Here is a 15,832-nt window from a genome sequence, read left to right on the forward strand (position 1 = left end):
ATCCAGGAGCTGCCAATGCCAGAACTGAAGTCCCGCCTTGCCGAGTCCGAGAAGATTACGATCAACCTCATGCCTGTCGACCTCGGACAGATTGACTTGCTGGTCCAGCAAGGCTTCTATTCCAACCGCACCGACCTTATCCGGACTGCGGTGCGCAACCAGCTCAGCCAGCATGCGGAAGCGGTACGCCGCACCGTGGAGCGGGATGAACTCGTGCTCGGGCTCCTCGCGTACAGCCGCGCTGACCTTGAGGCGGTGCAAACGCGCGGAGACATGCTCTCACTCCGCGTCCTGGGGCTGCTCACCATTGCGGACGACGTACCGGCGGCGCTGGCGGCAGCAACAATTCGTTCGGTGACAGTTCTGGGCGCGCTACATGCCCCCACGGCCGTTCGCGCTGCTCTGGCCGGACGGATCAATCGCGAATCAACGCACTACCACCCATAAAGGCACACATGAAACCCTATACGGCATTGATGGCAAAGCTGCAGCAGGCAACACAACAGCTGATGAAGGAGGGACCGCTCGCGGCCACCGCGGCCATCCAGGATGCGCTCGCCAATCCCGATGCGGACAACGCGCCCGCAGCAAGCCGAAGCCCGCCCACGCCGCAGATGAAAAATCTGAACGCCGCCCCGGCATGGGCCCACGCGCCGGCGGCCGATCGAACGCGCCGGGACGAGCCGTCGGCGGCACGCACGAACCAGGCCCCCGGCACAGCGGCGATAGCCGAAGTGCCGGACCTCGCTGCGCTGCGAAGGCAAGCTGGCATCACCCTGCCAAAAGGGAGCCCGCTGCCAGCAGCCACGAAGCGGCGCGCACGTTCTCCTGCACCGCCGTTACCTGCTGGCGCACGCTATCTCGCACTCAGCTACGAAGGCGCGGCGGACCAGCGCGACTATAAGCTGTACATTCCAGGCAGCTACGCCGGACAAGCCCTACCGTTGCTGGTGATGCTGCATGGCTGCACGCAGGATGCCGACGACTTCGCCGCGGGCACCCGTATGAATCTGCTGGCGGAAGAAGCGGGCTGTCTTGTCGTCTGGCCCCAGCAAGCGGTGCATGCCAATAGCTCACGCTGCTGGAACTGGTTCAATACGGCGGACCAGCAGCGTGGCAAGGGCGAGCCTGCGCTGATCGCAGGCATTATCCAGCAGGTGATGGCCAGTCACGCGGTGGATCCCGCGCGTATAAGTATCGCCGGGCTGTCTGCCGGCGGGGCAATGGCGGCGGTGGTCGCTGCAGTGTACCCGGAACTTTTCCACGCCGTCGGCGTGCATTCCGGCCTGCCCTTCGGTGCAGCACGCGACCTGCCCTCCGCCTTACAGTCGATGCGGGCCGGGGCGCAAGGGAAACACAGGCGGGCAGCCGGACCGAAAGTCATCGTTTTTCATGGCGACCGGGATGCAACGGTACATCCCTCCAACGGGCAACACATCGTGACAGGATCCGTCTCGTCCGAGTGCGGCATGGCGCCTGAGTCGGAAACGAAGAAGGCGCCGGGAGGGCGAAAATACACACGGCACGTGTACCGCGGCGAGGACGCCAGCGTTATGGCGGAGCACTGGGTGATACACGGCGCAGGCCACGCCTGGGCAGGCGGCAGCGCGGCCGGCACTTTTACCGACTGCGCAGGCCCCGATGCCAGCCGCGCCATGCTGCAGTTCTTCGACATGCTCCGAGCACCGGCAGCCGAGCAGCAGGGACAACGCTGCTGAGTGCTTGGCCTGCCTGGATGCTGAGCGCCCGATTGAAAGTTTGAAGCATTGGGAAGACTTGGGCGTATAGTGCATCAATCCGTTTGCTTCACCAACCGCAAAGTGCAGAATCTGGGCATGACCAATACGAATGCCGGCGACCGCCGCATGAATGTCCGGGCAAGGGCCGTGGTCGACGCCGCGGTACGCGTCCAAACGCTCTGGGGAACAACGCGCGCCTGGAACTATGCGCGCGCTTACCAGATCGATGCGCAGACCCTGTTACGGATATTTTCGGCAGGTCAGCCGCGAAGGAGTCCATGTCCTGTGCCGGTGGAACATGAGCTGCAGGTCGCATTGGATATCCTGGATCAGCGGGGCAGTATCGACTCGTACAAGGCCAAGCCATTCCTGACTTCGTGCCCGCGAACCGACCGGCTAACGGCCTATGCGTGCGATCGCGCGATAAGCCTGCTCGATACGCATGGGCGTGCATTCAGTATGGCGCTGTTACGCCTCTACCATGTGAAAACTCCAACCATACTTCGGGTGCTGGACTCTGATACGCGGCGACCCGCTTCACAGCCTTTCACCGGGGCCTCTTCTTTCACGCCCACGATACGTGCCAGTTGACACCCGGCGCTCGACCGTTGGAATGCGGCGTGGAAGTGCATTGCCGAGCGGACGAGCCGAGGGGCTCCCGCTGTTGTTTTCGGACGAGGTGGTCGGGATTCGTTCGGGGATGCCGTTGCTCTTCGGGTTCATTACCAGCCCAAAGCTTTAGAGTACCTCTTTCCTTAAATTGATCCTGTCATTCAAAGGCCTGCCGGCTTGTAGGCGAAGAGCTAGCGATGGTGCCGCGAAAATACCATCCCGTGCACGGATTCAATGGTGCGTGCGATCCACAGGTGTATAGTGATTCACGCCCCGCACACCTCCAAGCTCAGTCTCACTCTGTTTTGTCAGCTGCGACAATCCCTGTCTGATCCTGTTCCTTCGGCACGACGTTCGTGGCCATGCCCAAGCTCGGGCCGCAGTGCACTGACAACAGAAGAACCATATGATTACGCCGCACAAGCACTTCACCAAGCCCTCAAAACTGCCCGAAACACCCGCACACCGCGTTCGTCGTGACGCGGACCTGGCCGATATCGGCCGACGATCGAACTGTATCGAAGAGATTGGCGGGATCGCCCAGCGGTCCGCCTCCTTGATCGATGATGGAGTCAACGCGGTTGAGGCAAGTGAAGAGCGAATAGCAGCGTTCGAAGCACAATCGATGCGCTAGGACGAGCGATGGCCGAGAAGCGGAACGACACCAGATGCGCTGTGTTTGTGGATGCCGGTATCCGGGTCAACACTTTATGGGGATGCGTATCCGCATGGCACTACATGAGGCAGCGCGGGGTGGAGCGGGACGTAGCGTTTCGCGTGCTTTCCCCCCTTGGTATTCACCGGTCAACGGATGCTCCGCACCCCGCAGCGAGGGACAAACTGGCCGCTCAACCTGACACCGGGACAGATCATGAAGATGTATTGAGACGTGTGCGCGACAAAATGGATGTTCCGCAGTCCCGAAGATCAAATGAGGTGACAGCAGCCGTATGCGAACGCGCTATCGTCTTCGCTGAAACCCACGGCACCCAGTATGCAGAGAGCATGCTGCGCATTTACGGATTAAAGACTGCGACCGTGATGCGCGTCCTGTTCGAGCCACGATCACGCCGCCGCAGTCGCCACCGAACATGAGAATCAACAGAAAGTAATATGTCCACACAACGCTACAGAGGCTATTTCATCAATGTTCAGTCTTCACTGGCCCCCGACTACTCGTACCGAACCTTGATCACTTCTGCTGACGGAAGCCCAATCCAGCACGGAGTCGCGCTCGCGAGCACACGATCATTCCTGAGCCAGGTCACAGCCGAAGATGATGCATTTTCGGGCGCCCGGGCCTGGATAGAGGCGCATCCAGCCGATTGGAAATGGCGCTAGCGAACGAGCCGGCCAGGCTTCAGTCCAGGTCTTCGCATGACAACTCACTGGTGCCTGTACCTGGCCCACCTTGTGGCGCTTGCGCACAGCTTTAACTGCTTTCCACGCCCACCACTGCCAGTATCGCGCAAAAAAAAAGCGGTGGCCTGTTGCCAGGACCACCGCAAAGGGAAGCGCGCCATGGGGCAGGCGCCTGTGAAACTCCTTACGTACTACCTATTCCTTACAGATGCTGCGCAATCTGCGGCAGCAGCTCGTCAAACGTGCGGCCAAGGCCGTTCTCGCCGATGGCATGCATCTTCCACTCGCCGTTATGGCGGTACAGCTTGGCCATGATCTGCGCGTTGTGCTGGCCCTGAACCGACAGGTTGAAGCGGGCTACTTCCTTGCCGTTCTCCGCGCTCACCAGGCGGCAGTAGGCGTTTTCCACCTGCGCGAAGCTCTGGCCGGTGAAGCTGTTCACCGTGAATACGATGCTACGCACATTGTCCGGCACCGACTGCAGCGCCACATTGATCTGCTCATCGTCGCCGTCGCCGGCGCCGGTGCGGTTATCGCCGCTGTGGAACACGCTGCCGTCGCGGCTCTTGAGCTGGCGGAACCACACCACGTCCAGCGGCTTGTTGGCGTCATCGAACAGCACGCAGGATGCGTCCAGGTCGATGTCGGCACTCTTCGCGCCGAAGCCGAGGAAGCCCTTGCTCTTCACGGCATCCCAGCCCAGGCCCATCACCACGCGGTTCAGGGAGCCGCCGGCTTCCTTGTCCAGCGAGATCTTCTGGCCCTTGGTCAAATTGACTGACATTGCATTACTCCTTTCATTGGCGGCCGCGCGACAGCCAGGCGACGAAATTGTCGCGGTTGCGCGAGCACACCAGAATCTTTCCTGCGCCGGAGAAGCGGAGCACCATGCCCTCGCCGCTCGTGACGCTGTTCACCAGGTTGCCCAGCAGGCCACCGCCGCTACGGCCGGTTGTCACCGAAATCTCGTAGTGCAGCGAACTGTCCCAGCACACCACATGGGCGTTGTCGATGACGACGTCCTTGCCCGGCTCCACCTCCAGCTGGGAGATCGAACCGAAGCCCGATACCACCAACTGGCCGCTGCCCTGCGTCTCCGTGATGAAGAAGCCGCCGCTCTGGCCGAAGATCGCATTGCCGATGTTCTGCGTGCGCACCTTCAGGTCTACCCCGAAGGTGGCCGCCACAAAGGCGCCGTCGCTGATCAGGTACTGGCGCGGACCGACGTCGATCACCTGCATCGCACCCGGCAGGGTTGGCGACAGCAGGCAGTCGCCGTCGCCGCGCACCGCTTCGATGTGCTGCTGGAAGAAAGATTCGCCGTTGGCGAAGGTGCGCATCAGCGCCGCACCCAGGCCGCCTTGCATGCGGCCCTTCAGTTCCAGCGTGGACTCCATCATCACCATCGCGTTGGATTCGCAGTAGATCTTGTCTCCCTGCTTCAGTCCCACATGGAGGAAGGGATCCACATCACCCGTTACGGTAAAAGTTGGCATGGCTTATACGCTCACGCCGAAGGACGAAGCCAGCGCACCCAGACCGCCCTTGTAGCCCTGGCCCACGGCCTTGAACTTCCAGTCGGCGCCGTTGCGGTACACCTCGCCGAACACCAGCGCGGTTTCCGTGGAGCCGTCTTCCGACAGGTCGAAGCGTGCGATCTCGGTGCCGCCCGCCGCATTCACGCAGCGCACGAAGGCTTTCTGCACCTGGCCGAAATTCTGGCGGCGCGCATCGGCGTCGTGGATCGTGACGCAGATCGCAATGCGCTCCACGCCGGCAGGCACCTTGCTCAGGTCGATGTTGACGGTTTCGTCGTCGCCTTCGCCGGCACCGGTGCGGTTGTCGCCGCTGTGCACCACCGAACCATCGCTCGATTTCAGGTTGTTGTAGAAGATGAAGTCCTGGTCGGCGCGCACTTTGCCGTCCGCTTTCAGCAGGAAGGCCGAGCTGTCGATGTCGAAGGCTGCGCCGTCGGTGGCCCGCACGTCCCAGCCCAGGCCGACCGTCAGCTTGGACAGCCCGGGGGCTTCCTTGCTCAGGTTAACGTTACCGCCTTTTTGCAGACTGATTGCCATTTGTCTTACTCCTTGTGTTGTCAGACACCTTGCATGCGCGGCAGGCTGGTGTCTAAAGCGCGCCGCGTTTTCTGTACCGCCCTTACGCGCTCAGCGCCAGGGCTTCCTGTTTTTTACGATGCTGCACCGAGGACCACAGCGAGGCGAGGATGAAGGCCACGCCAATCAGGCCGGTGAAGATCTCGGGAATATGGAACTTCATACTCGCCAGCATGATCACTGCCAGGATGCCGATCGCATAGTGCGCGCCGTGCTCCAGGTAGACGAATTCGTCGAGCGTGCCTTTGTGCACCAGGAACACCGTCATCGAACGCACGAACATTGCGCCAATCGCCAGGCCGAGCATGATGATCACGACGTCGGAGGTGATGGCGAACGCGCCGATCACGCCGTCGAAGCTGAACGATGCATCCAGCACTTCCAGGTAGAGGAAGCCGCCGATACCGCCGCGCTTCACCATGTCGCCGACATTGCCGCCGCTCGCGTCTTCCTTCTCCAGCAGGTTCGAGATCGCATCCACGCCAACGTAGATCAGCACACCCCACAGGCCGGAAATCAGCACCACCAGCTTCTGGCCCTCAGGCACAAAGCTCATGCAGCCCAGCAGCGCGCCCAGGGCGATCATCACGGAGATCGAGGACACCTTGCCCAGCGAACCCAGTTTTTTCTCGACATTGCCCAGCCAGTGCGTTTCCTTCTCGTGGTCGAAGATGAAGTTCAGGAACACGAGCAGCAGGAAGATGCCGCCGAAGGCCGCCACTTCAGCGTGGTGGTCGGTCAGGTGGCGCGAATACTCTTCAGGGTTGTTCAGCGCCAGCGTCCACACATCCATCAGGCCGATATCGGCCGCCACCGCCACAATCACCAGCGGGAACAGCAGGCGCATACCGAAGACGGCGATGATGATGCCGAGGCCGAGGAACAGCTTCTGCCAGAACTCGTCCCAGCCCTTCAGCACGGACGCGTTAACCACCGCGTTGTCGAAGGAGAGCGACACTTCCATAATGCCGAGAATGACGGCAATGCCCAGTGCCGACATCAGGCCGGTGATGCCCGCTTTCTCGTAACCCCACCAGCCGGCGATCGCCAGGCAGATAAAAGTCACCAGGAAGGAAATCCTGAAGTACTTCATGCGTAACCTCTTTTGTTTGATCTATGTCACGCAGTGTAAGGAAAACATGGCAATTGAAAAATAGAAGATAATCTGAACTTCACTTCGTAAAAACCGAACCATGAAAACGACCGGCATCAATTTCCGCCATCTTTATTTCTTCCGCGTGGTGGCCGCGGAGGGCAGCCTGACCCGCGCTGCCGAGCGCCTGGGTCTCGCGATCCAGACCGTCAGCGCCCAGCTCTCGGCGCTGGAACAATCGATCGGAAAGTCGCTGCTGACGCAGCAGGGCCGCCGCCTTGTGCCGACTGAAGCGGGCCGGGTGGCGCTCATCTATGCCGAGCAGATCTTCGAGCTGGGCGACCGCATGCAGGAGGCGCTGGAGGAAACGGATGCCGGCAAGACCCGGCTGACGGTCGGCATCTCGGATTCCTTGCCCAAGCTGATCGCCTACCGCCTGCTGCGGGCAGCCCTGCACATGGATATCAAGGTGAAGCTGGTGGTGGTGGAGCGGGAATTCGAGGCGCTGCTGGGCGACCTCGCGCTGCACAAGCTGGACGTGGTGCTGACCGACCGTTCGGTACGCGCCACCGCCAGCCTGCGCGTGTTCAGCCACCTGCTGGGGGAAAGCGAGATGATGCTGTTTGGGGCCCCCGCGCTGGCGCGCCGCCATGGCAAGCAGTTCCCGCGCAGCCTGCAGGGGGCGCCGCTGCTGCTGCCGACGCGGAACAACGCGCTGCGCGGCCGCATCGACACCTGGCTGCTGGAGCAGGACGTGCGGCCCGACGTGGTGGGCGAGTTCGAGGACAACGCCATGCTGACTACCTTCGCGCGCGACGGCCTGGGCATGTTCTTCGCCCCCGCCCTGCTGGAAGAGGACATCCGCACCCGGCTCGGGGCCCTGCCCGTGGGCCCGGCCTCCGACCTGCGCGAACAGTTCTACGCCATCTCAAGCGAGCGGCGCATCAAGCACCCTGCAGTAGAAGCCATCCTGCAGGCGCAAGCCAGCCCTTTCGCGGCCTGAGCGCCCCGTGGCTCCGGCGCCGTTTAAGCTGCAACATTCCCAATGATGCGAGCCCCGCCAGCAAGAGCGCCAGCGCCGATGGTTCCGGTATCGGCACCATCTGGCCATCCAGGTAGAAGCGCGAGCTCGAATTGAATACCGCATACTGGCCGGAACCCGGCTCGCGCGGATGATTGATATAGAGGCCGACGATGGTTTCTTCCAGCAGCGAACCGCCGGTGAACTTCTGCACATAGAAGAACACGCCATGTCCGGCTCCGGGGTACAGGAAGCTGAATACCGGGCATTCATAACCGGGCAGCGTGCAGGCGCTGGTTCCGCCGGAGATATAAACTGTCTTGTTCCAGCTGAAATAGCTCAGCTCCTCCAGTTCCAGCATGCCGTCCCCATCGTTATCCTGCCCTTCAAAAGTGCCGAAGTACTTTCCGCTGGGCACATGCGCAGCCAACAGCAAATCGGAATAGGCAAAATCGTGGCGTTCCTGGGCATGGAGGGGACTCAGCATCCCCAACAACACGGCGAATACGGCAAATGCACTCTTCATGGCTGGCTCCTGGGTGATAGACGCTGCATCGGGGATCGCCGCGCGGCGCGCATTGGGCGGAACGCGGCAGCAGAAGCTTAACGGCTAGTGCCGGTGCGGTGCAGCACCGTACCTTCGGTCAACGAGTGTTGCTGCTGTATTGAGCCGCCAGCGCCGCCAGGCCCGCGTCCGCGTAGCGCAGCATGTCATCCGCCAGGGAATCCAGGTCGCCGCTAAGGGACGGGAACAGGTTTTCGCGCATGGCGCGCGGCGCCATCAGCAGCGCCAGGCAGGGCGACATCATGAAGAACAGCCCGCGCTGCAGGCCGGGGCTGTCCGGCGGCAGGCCGAGAATCTGGGTGACGATGCCCAGCATGACCTGGGCCTTGGGCGCAATGGCCTTGTGCACCAGCGTGGGCGCGAAGGCTGTGGGCGCCAGCAGCTCGCGAATCACCACGCGCGAGCCCCAGTGCGCATCCGGCGCAGCGGCGCGGTGCACGATGCCGGTCAGGATGGTGCGCAGCTTGGCGCGCGGATCGGTATCGGCCGAGGCCACCGCCTGCATCTCCTCCAGCTTCAGCAAATGGTGATGTGCCTCCACCAGCACCGCCTCGTACAGCTGGTCGCGGCTGCCGAAGTGGTAGTTCACTGCCGCCAGGTTCACGCCGGCGCGCGCGCAGATTTCCTTGCTGGTGGCATCGGCGTATCCTCGTTCGGCGAACACCTGCCCCGCCACGTCCAGCAGTTGCTGGCGGGTGGCGTCGCCATCCGGGCGTTTGCTGCGGGCGGAGGCGGGGGCGGGAACGCGGCTGGAATTTGGCATGGCGTGCATTGTAAAGGCTATGGCAGGAAGATAGCACGCTACTCAAATAATTCAAATTGTAATTTGAATTTGATGTTAGAATGCGCATCATCGCCACAACATCCTTTCGAGGCCCTGCATGAACAAGAAGCCCATCCTCATCGCCGCCGTGCTGCTCGCGGGCGGCGCCGCGCTGGCCTGGCAGCTGCACACCCCTGCCCGCAGCACCGGCGTACTGACCCTGTATGGCAATGTGGACGCGCGCCAGGTGTCGCTGGCCTTCAGCGGCAGCGAGCGCATCGCGCGGCTGGATGTGGATGAAGGCCAGCAGGTAAAAGCCGGCCAGGTGCTGGGCGAACTGGATACGCGCACACTCAAGCTACGGCTGGACCAGGCCCGCGCCCAGGCCGAAGCGCAGCGCCAGGCGCTGCGCCGACTGCAGGCAGGCAGCCGTCCCGAAGAAGTGGCGCAGGCGCGCGCCGCCGTCGCCGCCGCGCAGGCGGAGGCGGAGCTCGCACAGCAGCAGTGGCAGCGCCTGCGCGACGCGCAGAAGGATGCGGCGGGCGCCGTAAGCCAACAGGACCTCGACAGCGCCGCCGCACGCCGCAAAGCCACGCAGGCGCAGCTCGACAACGCCCGCAGCGCCCTGCAGCTGGCGCAGCAGGGACCGCGCGCCGAAGACAAGTCGCAGGCCCAGGCCCGCCTCGATGCGGCGCTGGCCGACATCGCCCTGCTGGAGCACCAGTTGGCGGAGTCCACGCTGCACGCCCCGCTCAACGCCACCGTGCGCGCGCGGCTGCTGGAGGCGGGCGACATGGCCTCGCCGCAGCGTCCCGTCTACACGCTGGCCATCACCGATCCGAAATGGGTGCGCGCCTATGTATCCGAGACCGACCTTGGCCGCGTCCGCTCCGGCATGGCCGCGCGCATCACCATCGATTCGCAGCCGCAGCAGCCGATTGCGGGTAAGGTGGGCTACATCTCCTCGGTCGCGGAATTCACGCCGAAAACGGTACAGACCGAAGAACTGCGCACTGCCCTGGTCTACGAAGTGCGCGTGCTGGCGGAGGACAAGGCCGACCGCCTGCGCATGGGCATGCCCGCCACCGTCACCATCGATACCGCCGCGCGCTGAATCATGGCCGGCCAGGATGTCCTTATCGCCAGCGGCCTGCACAAGGCCTTCGGCATCGTGCAGGCACTGCACGATATCTCGCTGCGCGTGCCACGCGGCACGCTGACGGCGCTGGTTGGCCCGGATGGCGCCGGCAAGACCACGCTGCTGCGCCTGGCCGCCGGGCTGCTGGCGCCCGGCGCAGGTTCGCTGTCGGTGCTCGGCATCGACGTGGCGGTACAGCCGCAGGCGGTGCAGAACCGCATCAGCTATATGCCCCAGCGCTTCGGCCTGTATGAAGACCTGAGCGTGCAAGAGAATCTCGACCTCTATGCGGACCTGCACGGCGTGCCCCCGGCCGAACGGCGGCAGCGCTTTGCGCGCCTGCTCGACATGACCGACCTCGCCCGCTTCACCGCGCGCCCGGCCGGCAAACTATCTGGTGGCATGAAACAGAAGCTGGGCCTGGCCTGCACGCTGGTACGATCGCCCGAACTGCTGCTGCTGGACGAGCCGACCGTCGGTGTCGATCCCCTGTCGCGCCGCGAGCTATGGCAGATCGTGCAGCAGCTGGTGGACGAAGAACAACTCAGCGTCATCGTCAGCACCTCCTATATGGACGAAGCGGAACGCTGCGCACAGGTGTGCGTGATGCACGAAGGCCGCATCCTCGCCACCGGCACGCCGGACTCCATTCGCGGCATGGCCGATGGCCTGTGCTTCACCGCAGCGCCAGCGCATGGCGAACCGGCGCGCGCACTGCAGGCCCGCCTGCTCGACCTGCCCGCCGCCATCATTGACGCCGTGCCGGAAGGCGGCGAAGTGCGTTACGTGCTGCGTTCCGGCGCGGACACGGCCGCCCTGCAGCCGGCGCTCGACGGCAGCACGCCACGTCCGGCGCGCGCCCGGCTGGAAGACGGCTTCATGATGATCCTGCGCGAAGGCGCCGGCACAGACGCCGCCGTGCCGCCCGCCGCCACAGGCAGTGCGGCGCCGGCGGGCGCCGGCCCGGTGATCGAAGTGCATGACCTGGTGCGCAAGTTCGGCGACTTCACGGCTGTCGCCAGCACCAGCTTCAGCGTGCGGCGCGGCGAGATCTTCGGCCTGCTGGGCCCCAATGGCGCCGGTAAGACCACCACCTTCCGCATGCTCTGCGGCCTGCTGCCCGCCAGCAGCGGCACGCTGCGCGTGGCAGGCGTTAACCTGCGCACGGCGCGTGCGGCGGCACGTGCCCGCATCGGCTACGTGGCGCAAAAGTTTTCCCTGTACGGCAACCTGACCGTCGAAGAAAACCTCAACTTCTTCGGCGGCGCCTATGGCCTGTACGGCGCGCGGCTGCAGCAGCGCATCGCCGACATGCTCGACCAGTTCCACCTGCGCGGCACCGAAAACCGCGCCAGCGGCGAACTGCCCGGCGGCTTCCGCCAGCGCCTGGCCATGGCCGCCGGCCTGCTGCACGAACCGGACATCCTCTTCCTCGACGAGCCCACCAGCGGCGCCGATCCGCTGGCGCGCCGCGAGTTCTGGCGCCGCATCACGGCGTTGTCGGAAGCGGGCGTCACCATCATCATCACCACCCACTTCATGGAAGAAGCCGAGTATTGCGACCGCATCGTGATCCAGGACGCAGGCAAGGTGCTGGCGCTCGGCACGCCGGCGCAGGTGCGCGCGCAGGCCGGCCATGCCGCCAACATGGAGGACGCCTTCATCGGCATCGTGGAACGCGGGCGCGAAGGAGCTGCAGCATGAACCTGCGCCGCCTCATCGCCCTCACCCGCAAGGAATTCCGCCAGCTGCTGCGCGATTCCAGCAACCTCGCCATAGGCGTGCTGCTGCCCATCGTGCTGATCCTCATCTTCGGCTATGGCCTGTCGCTGGATGTGAAAAACGCCCCCATCGCCATTGTGATGGAAGACAGTTCGCCCACGGCCAGCGAAGCAGTGGCGGGCCTGCAGCTGTCGCCCGTGTTCTCGCCTGTCATGCTGGGCTCCATGCACGAAGCGGAACAGCTGATGCTCGCGCGCCGGGTGGACGCCATCGTCCGCGTGCCGTCCACCTTCCCTGGCGACCTCGCGGCCGGCAAGGGCCGTATTCAGCTGCTGGTGCACGGCTCCGAAGCCAACCGCGCCACCATCATCATGAACTACGCGAGCGCAGCGCTGGCCCGTCCGCGCGGGCCGGCGCAAGGCGTGAGCATCGAACAGCGCATGTGGTTCAACGCCGCCAACACCAGCACCTGGTACCTGGTGCCCGGCCTTATTGTGCTGATCATGACGCTGGTCGGCGCCTTCCTCACGGCGCTGGTCATGGCGCGCGAATGGGAGCGCGGAACGCTGGAAGCACTGTTCGTCACGCCGGTGCGGCCCGCCGAAATCCTGCTGGCGAAAATCATTCCCTACTTCTGCGTCGGCATGGGCGGCCTCGTACTGTGCCTGCTGGCTGCGCGCCTGCTGTTCGATGTGCCGATGCAGGGATCGCTGATCCTGCTGCTGCTCAGCTCCATGCTCTACCTCTTCGTGGCGGTGGGCATGGGCCTGCTGATTTCCAGCGTCACGCGCAACCAGTTCCTCGCCAGCCAGGTCGCCCTGCTCACCAGCTTCATGCCCTCGCTGATGCTGTCCGGCTTCCTGTTCGACCTGCGCAATGTGCCCGCCGTGGTGCGCGGCGTTGGCCATATCCTGCCCGCCACCTATTTCATGGAACTGGTGAAAACCCTCTTCCTCGCCGGGAACGTGTGGCCGCTCATCCTGCGCAACTGCGCCATCCTCGCCGCCTATGCCGTGGTGCTGCTGGGGCTCGCGCGCTTTGTCACCCGCAAAAAACTCGACTGAGGCAAGCCATGGAAATCGTCATCCCCCTGCTGCGCCGCATCGCCAACCTGTGCCGCAAGGAGTTCCTCGCCGTACTGAAGGACCCGCGCAGCCGCGCCATCCTCATCGTGCCCGCACTGGTGCAGAGCATGCTGTTCGGCTATGCGGCAACCTACGAACTGAGCAACGTGCCCTACGCGGTGCTGGACCGCAGCCACAGCGCCGCATCGGCCGAGCTGCTGGCCAAGCTGGATGGCGGCGGCATCTTCCACCGCATCGCTTCCGTACAGTCGCAAAGCCAAGTGGAAACGCTGATCGACACACAGAAGGTCCTGCTCGTGCTGCACTTTCCGCCCGACTTCGAACGCGCACTCTACGAAGGACGCGCCGCGCCGCTGCAGCTGATACTCGACGGCCGCAACTCCAACACGGCCGGTTCCGCCGCCTCCCACGTCGGCGCGGTGGCGGGGGACTTCAACCGCAGCTGGCGCGAACGCCACGGCGGCGCCGCACCGCCGCTGCAGGTGGAAACCCGCGCCTGGTACAACCCCAACCTGGAAACCCGATGGAACCTGATGCCCGGCCTGATCGCGGCCCTCAGCATGCTGCAAACCCTGCTGCTGACGGCGCTCTCGGTCGCGCGCGAGCGTGAACAGGGCACCTTTGACCAGCTGCTGGTAACGCCGCTCACGCCTGCGGAAATCATGGCCGGCAAGGCGTTGCCGCCGGTATGTATCGGCCTGCTGCAATCCACCATCATCCTGCTGGTCACGCGCTACTGGTTCGGCGTGCCGATGGCCGGATCGGCGCCGGCGATCTACATGGGCCTCACGCTGTTCACCATTGCCTGCGTCGGCGTCGGACTCTCCATCTCCGCACTGTCCGCCAATATGCAGCAGGCCATGCTCTACACCTTCGTACTGGTGATGCCCATGATGCTGCTGTCCGGCCTCACCACACCGGTGCGCAATATGCCGCAGCTGCTGCAGTGGCTCACGATGGCCAATCCCCTGCGCTTCGCCATCGACATGGTGCAACGCATCTACCTGGAAGGCGTGGGCCTCGGCACGGTATGGCCGGACCTGGTGCCCCTGCTGATTATCGCCACGCTCACGCTGCCACTGGCCGCCTGGCTGTTCCGCAACCGACTTGTCTGAACTGGACTTCATCATGAAAACCCTGCCCCTTACCCTGCTCTGCGCCGCGCTCGCCGCCTGCACCGCTGCGGGTCCCGACTATCATGCCCCGCAAGCCGCCGCGCCGCAGCAATGGAAGGAATGGCATGGCGGCGCCGCCGAACTGGGCGACACAGGACTGCCAGCCGGCGACAAGCCGGCCTTCGCACGCCTCAACGATCCCGTGCTGGCCGGGTTGCTGGCCCAGGCCGGCGCCAATCTCGACCTGAAAACTGCCGCGCTGCGCTTCGCGCAAAGCCGCAGGCAGCGCGACCTCACCGCCAGCCAGCAGGGTCCGCAGCTGGGCGTGCATGCGGGCGCCACACGCCAGCGCCAGAGCGAGACGGGCGCCGCCACGCGCATGGCCGCCGCCCTGGCGCCCGGATCGCGCGACGCGCTGGTTGCGGTGCTGAGCGATCCCTTCACCGTCTACCAGGCCGGTTTCGACGCCAGCTGGGAGCTCGACCTGTGGGGCCGCGTGCGCCGCGGCATCGAGGCGGCCGACGCGGAAGCCGGCGCCGCCAGCGCGCAGCTGCGCCAGGTGCAGCTCAGCGTTGCCGTGGAGGTGGCGCGCAACTACTACCAGCTGCGCGCCGCCCAGCACGAACAGGCACTCGCCAGCGAAGACATCGACGCCACGCTGCAGCTGCTGAAGCTGGCCGAGGTACGACAGCGCCAGGGCCTTGCCAACGCCATCGATACGGCAAGGCTGGAGGCCCAGCTTGCGCAGCAGCGCGCCACGCTTCCCGCCCTCCTTGAACAGGAAGCACAGGCGCTGAATGCCTTGTCGCTGCTGACTGCGCAGCTGCCGGGCTCCCTGCGCGACCTGGCGGGCGACCGCACCGTGCCGCCCGCGCCCGACTTCACCGCCGGCCTGCCCGGCGAGCTGCTGCGCCGCCGTCCCGACGTGCAGGCCGCCGAACACCGCCTGCATGCGGCCACCGCATCGATCGGCGTGGCAAAGGCCGACCTCTACCCGCGCATTACGCTCGGCGTCTCCGCCGGCCTGGAATCGCTCAGCGGCGGCGGGCTCGATGACTGGGGCAGCCGCCAATGGTCTATCGGCCCAGGCCTCAGCCTTCCCCTGTTCGACAACGGCCGCCGCCGGGCCGCGGTGCAGCTGCGTGAACTACAGCAGCAGGAAGCCGCCGTGAGCTTCCAGAAAACGGTGCTCGGCGCCTGGCATGAAATGGACGATGCGCTCTCTGCCTATGCCGCCGAACGCCAGCGCCAGCAGCAGTGGCAGCAGCGCGAACGCAGCGCCACCAGCGCGCTGGCGCTCGCACAGGTCCGCCAGCAGCGCGGCCTGAGCGACGCCCAGCCCCTGCTCGACGCCCGCCGCGCGGCCCTGCAGGCGCAGCGCGAACGGGTGCGCAGCGAAGCCGCGCTGGCACTGCGCCTGCTGGCGATCTGCAAGGCTGCCGCTGTCACGCCGGAAGCATGAGTTACCACCAAGAAACATTGAAAATTGCGCTGGGGTGGCCC

The 15,832-nt window shown here is 64.6% G+C and carries 16 protein-coding genes; 10 read left to right on the forward strand and 6 right to left on the reverse strand.

Annotated elements, in window-relative coordinates:
• The first annotated feature begins 15 nt into the window (after positions 1 to 15).
• From ACJRPG_RS16975 to ACJRPG_RS16990, 4 genes are all read left to right on the forward strand, one after another.
• Positions 16 to 447, forward strand: coding sequence for a ribbon-helix-helix domain-containing protein (locus ACJRPG_RS16975; protein ID WP_408001273.1), 432 nt, complete (start codon positions 16 to 18; stop codon positions 445 to 447).
• An 8-nt stretch (positions 448 to 455) separates the two neighbouring features.
• Entirely contained in the window at positions 456 to 1,718 is a 1,263-nt protein-coding gene (locus ACJRPG_RS16980; protein WP_408001274.1) for an extracellular catalytic domain type 1 short-chain-length polyhydroxyalkanoate depolymerase, read from the forward strand.
• A gap of 117 nt (positions 1,719 to 1,835) precedes the next feature.
• On the forward strand, positions 1,836 to 2,330 hold the full coding sequence (locus tag ACJRPG_RS16985; protein ID WP_408001275.1) for a hypothetical protein: 495 nt from the start codon (positions 1,836 to 1,838) through the stop codon (positions 2,328 to 2,330).
• A 427-nt stretch (positions 2,331 to 2,757) separates the two neighbouring features.
• Positions 2,758 to 2,985 carry a hypothetical protein gene (locus tag ACJRPG_RS16990; protein ID WP_408001276.1) on the forward strand — a complete coding sequence of 76 codons (228 nt, stop codon included), beginning with the start codon at positions 2,758 to 2,760 and terminating at the stop codon, positions 2,983 to 2,985.
• 930 nt (positions 2,986 to 3,915) lie between these two features.
• On the opposite strand, the gene ACJRPG_RS16995 is transcribed toward ACJRPG_RS16990, so the two are convergent.
• The 4 genes from ACJRPG_RS16995 to ACJRPG_RS17010 all read right to left on the reverse strand — a co-directional run bounded on the left by ACJRPG_RS16995 (position 3,916) and on the right by ACJRPG_RS17010 (position 6,920).
• Positions 3,916 to 4,497: a TerD family protein gene (locus tag ACJRPG_RS16995; RefSeq protein ID WP_408001277.1), complete on the reverse strand. Its 582-nt coding sequence runs from the start codon at positions 4,495 to 4,497 to the stop codon at positions 3,916 to 3,918.
• A 13-nt stretch (positions 4,498 to 4,510) separates the two neighbouring features.
• A complete protein-coding gene (locus tag ACJRPG_RS17000; protein ID WP_408001278.1) occupies positions 4,511 to 5,209 on the reverse strand; it encodes a TIGR00266 family protein in 699 nt (232 codons plus the stop codon).
• 3 nt (positions 5,210 to 5,212) lie between these two features.
• The gene (locus ACJRPG_RS17005; protein WP_408001279.1) at positions 5,213 to 5,788 is read right to left on the reverse strand and encodes a TerD family protein; all 576 of its coding nucleotides are present in this window, start codon (positions 5,786 to 5,788) and stop codon (positions 5,213 to 5,215) included.
• Positions 5,789 to 5,870: 82 nt separating this feature from the next.
• Positions 5,871 to 6,920 (reverse strand): DUF475 domain-containing protein, encoded by a 1,050-nt coding sequence (locus ACJRPG_RS17010; protein WP_408001280.1) that lies wholly within the window; start codon positions 6,918 to 6,920, stop codon positions 5,871 to 5,873.
• 100 nt (positions 6,921 to 7,020) lie between these two features.
• Here ACJRPG_RS17010 and ACJRPG_RS17015 point away from each other — a divergent pair, with 100 nt between their 5' ends.
• Positions 7,021 to 7,923, forward strand: a complete 903-nt coding sequence (locus ACJRPG_RS17015) for a LysR family transcriptional regulator (RefSeq protein ID WP_408001281.1) — start codon at positions 7,021 to 7,023, stop codon at positions 7,921 to 7,923.
• Here ACJRPG_RS17015 and ACJRPG_RS17020 read toward each other — a convergent pair.
• Both ACJRPG_RS17020 and ACJRPG_RS17025 read right to left on the reverse strand, forming a co-directional pair.
• A complete protein-coding gene (locus tag ACJRPG_RS17020; RefSeq protein WP_408001282.1) occupies positions 7,865 to 8,467 on the reverse strand; it encodes a PEP-CTERM sorting domain-containing protein in 603 nt (200 codons plus the stop codon). The genes ACJRPG_RS17015 and ACJRPG_RS17020 overlap by 59 nt on opposite strands.
• A 118-nt stretch (positions 8,468 to 8,585) precedes the next feature.
• Positions 8,586 to 9,269, reverse strand: a complete 684-nt coding sequence (locus ACJRPG_RS17025) for a TetR/AcrR family transcriptional regulator (protein WP_408001283.1) — start codon at positions 9,267 to 9,269, stop codon at positions 8,586 to 8,588.
• 118 nt (positions 9,270 to 9,387) lie between these two features.
• Between ACJRPG_RS17025 and ACJRPG_RS17030 the strand changes: the two genes are divergently transcribed.
• Genes ACJRPG_RS17030 through ACJRPG_RS17050 form a run of 5 tightly spaced genes read left to right on the forward strand, consistent with a single transcriptional unit; the run spans position 9,388 to position 15,791 of the window.
• Positions 9,388 to 10,383, forward strand: a complete 996-nt coding sequence (locus ACJRPG_RS17030; RefSeq protein WP_408001284.1) for a beta-barrel domain-containing protein — start codon at positions 9,388 to 9,390, stop codon at positions 10,381 to 10,383.
• Between the two features lie 3 nt (positions 10,384 to 10,386).
• Positions 10,387 to 12,111, forward strand: coding sequence for an ATP-binding cassette domain-containing protein (locus ACJRPG_RS17035; RefSeq protein WP_408001285.1), 1,725 nt, complete (start codon positions 10,387 to 10,389; stop codon positions 12,109 to 12,111).
• Positions 12,108 to 13,193 (forward strand): ABC transporter permease, encoded by a 1,086-nt coding sequence (locus ACJRPG_RS17040; protein ID WP_408001286.1) that lies wholly within the window; start codon positions 12,108 to 12,110, stop codon positions 13,191 to 13,193. Before ACJRPG_RS17035 ends, ACJRPG_RS17040 begins: the two co-directional genes overlap by 4 nt.
• An 8-nt stretch (positions 13,194 to 13,201) precedes the next feature.
• On the forward strand, positions 13,202 to 14,329 hold the full coding sequence (locus ACJRPG_RS17045) for an ABC transporter permease (RefSeq protein WP_408001287.1): 1,128 nt from the start codon (positions 13,202 to 13,204) through the stop codon (positions 14,327 to 14,329).
• Between the two features lie 13 nt (positions 14,330 to 14,342).
• Positions 14,343 to 15,791 (forward strand): efflux transporter outer membrane subunit, encoded by a 1,449-nt coding sequence (locus tag ACJRPG_RS17050; protein ID WP_408001288.1) that lies wholly within the window; start codon positions 14,343 to 14,345, stop codon positions 15,789 to 15,791.
• Positions 15,792 to 15,832 lie beyond the last annotated feature (41 nt).

The sequence above is a fragment of the Pseudoduganella rhizocola genome, from assembly GCF_045984285.3.
In the GTDB taxonomy this organism is placed as follows: Bacteria; Pseudomonadota; Gammaproteobacteria; order Burkholderiales; family Burkholderiaceae_D; genus Rugamonas.

Excerpts from the sequence above, each read along its gene's own strand:
- ACJRPG_RS16975 (WP_408001273.1), top strand. The coding sequence starts at position 16 with ATGCCAGAACTGAAGTCCCGCCTTGCCGAGTCCGAGAAGATTACGATC.
- ACJRPG_RS16980 (WP_408001274.1), top strand. The coding sequence starts at position 456 with ATGAAACCCTATACGGCATTGATGGCAAAGCTGCAGCAGGCAACACAA.
- ACJRPG_RS16985 (WP_408001275.1), top strand. The coding sequence starts at position 1,836 with ATGACCAATACGAATGCCGGCGACCGCCGCATGAATGTCCGGGCAAGG.
- ACJRPG_RS16990 (WP_408001276.1), top strand. The coding sequence starts at position 2,758 with ATGATTACGCCGCACAAGCACTTCACCAAGCCCTCAAAACTGCCCGAA.
- ACJRPG_RS16995 (WP_408001277.1), bottom strand. The coding sequence starts at position 4,497 with ATGTCAGTCAATTTGACCAAGGGCCAGAAGATCTCGCTGGACAAGGAA.
- ACJRPG_RS17000 (WP_408001278.1), bottom strand. The coding sequence starts at position 5,209 with ATGCCAACTTTTACCGTAACGGGTGATGTGGATCCCTTCCTCCATGTG.
- ACJRPG_RS17005 (WP_408001279.1), bottom strand. The coding sequence starts at position 5,788 with ATGGCAATCAGTCTGCAAAAAGGCGGTAACGTTAACCTGAGCAAGGAA.
- ACJRPG_RS17010 (WP_408001280.1), bottom strand. The coding sequence starts at position 6,920 with ATGAAGTACTTCAGGATTTCCTTCCTGGTGACTTTTATCTGCCTGGCG.
- ACJRPG_RS17015 (WP_408001281.1), top strand. The coding sequence starts at position 7,021 with ATGAAAACGACCGGCATCAATTTCCGCCATCTTTATTTCTTCCGCGTG.
- ACJRPG_RS17020 (WP_408001282.1), bottom strand. The coding sequence starts at position 8,467 with ATGAAGAGTGCATTTGCCGTATTCGCCGTGTTGTTGGGGATGCTGAGT.
- ACJRPG_RS17025 (WP_408001283.1), bottom strand. The coding sequence starts at position 9,269 with ATGCCAAATTCCAGCCGCGTTCCCGCCCCCGCCTCCGCCCGCAGCAAA.
- ACJRPG_RS17030 (WP_408001284.1), top strand. The coding sequence starts at position 9,388 with ATGAACAAGAAGCCCATCCTCATCGCCGCCGTGCTGCTCGCGGGCGGC.
- ACJRPG_RS17035 (WP_408001285.1), top strand. The coding sequence starts at position 10,387 with ATGGCCGGCCAGGATGTCCTTATCGCCAGCGGCCTGCACAAGGCCTTC.
- ACJRPG_RS17040 (WP_408001286.1), top strand. The coding sequence starts at position 12,108 with ATGAACCTGCGCCGCCTCATCGCCCTCACCCGCAAGGAATTCCGCCAG.
- ACJRPG_RS17045 (WP_408001287.1), top strand. The coding sequence starts at position 13,202 with ATGGAAATCGTCATCCCCCTGCTGCGCCGCATCGCCAACCTGTGCCGC.
- ACJRPG_RS17050 (WP_408001288.1), top strand. The coding sequence starts at position 14,343 with ATGAAAACCCTGCCCCTTACCCTGCTCTGCGCCGCGCTCGCCGCCTGC.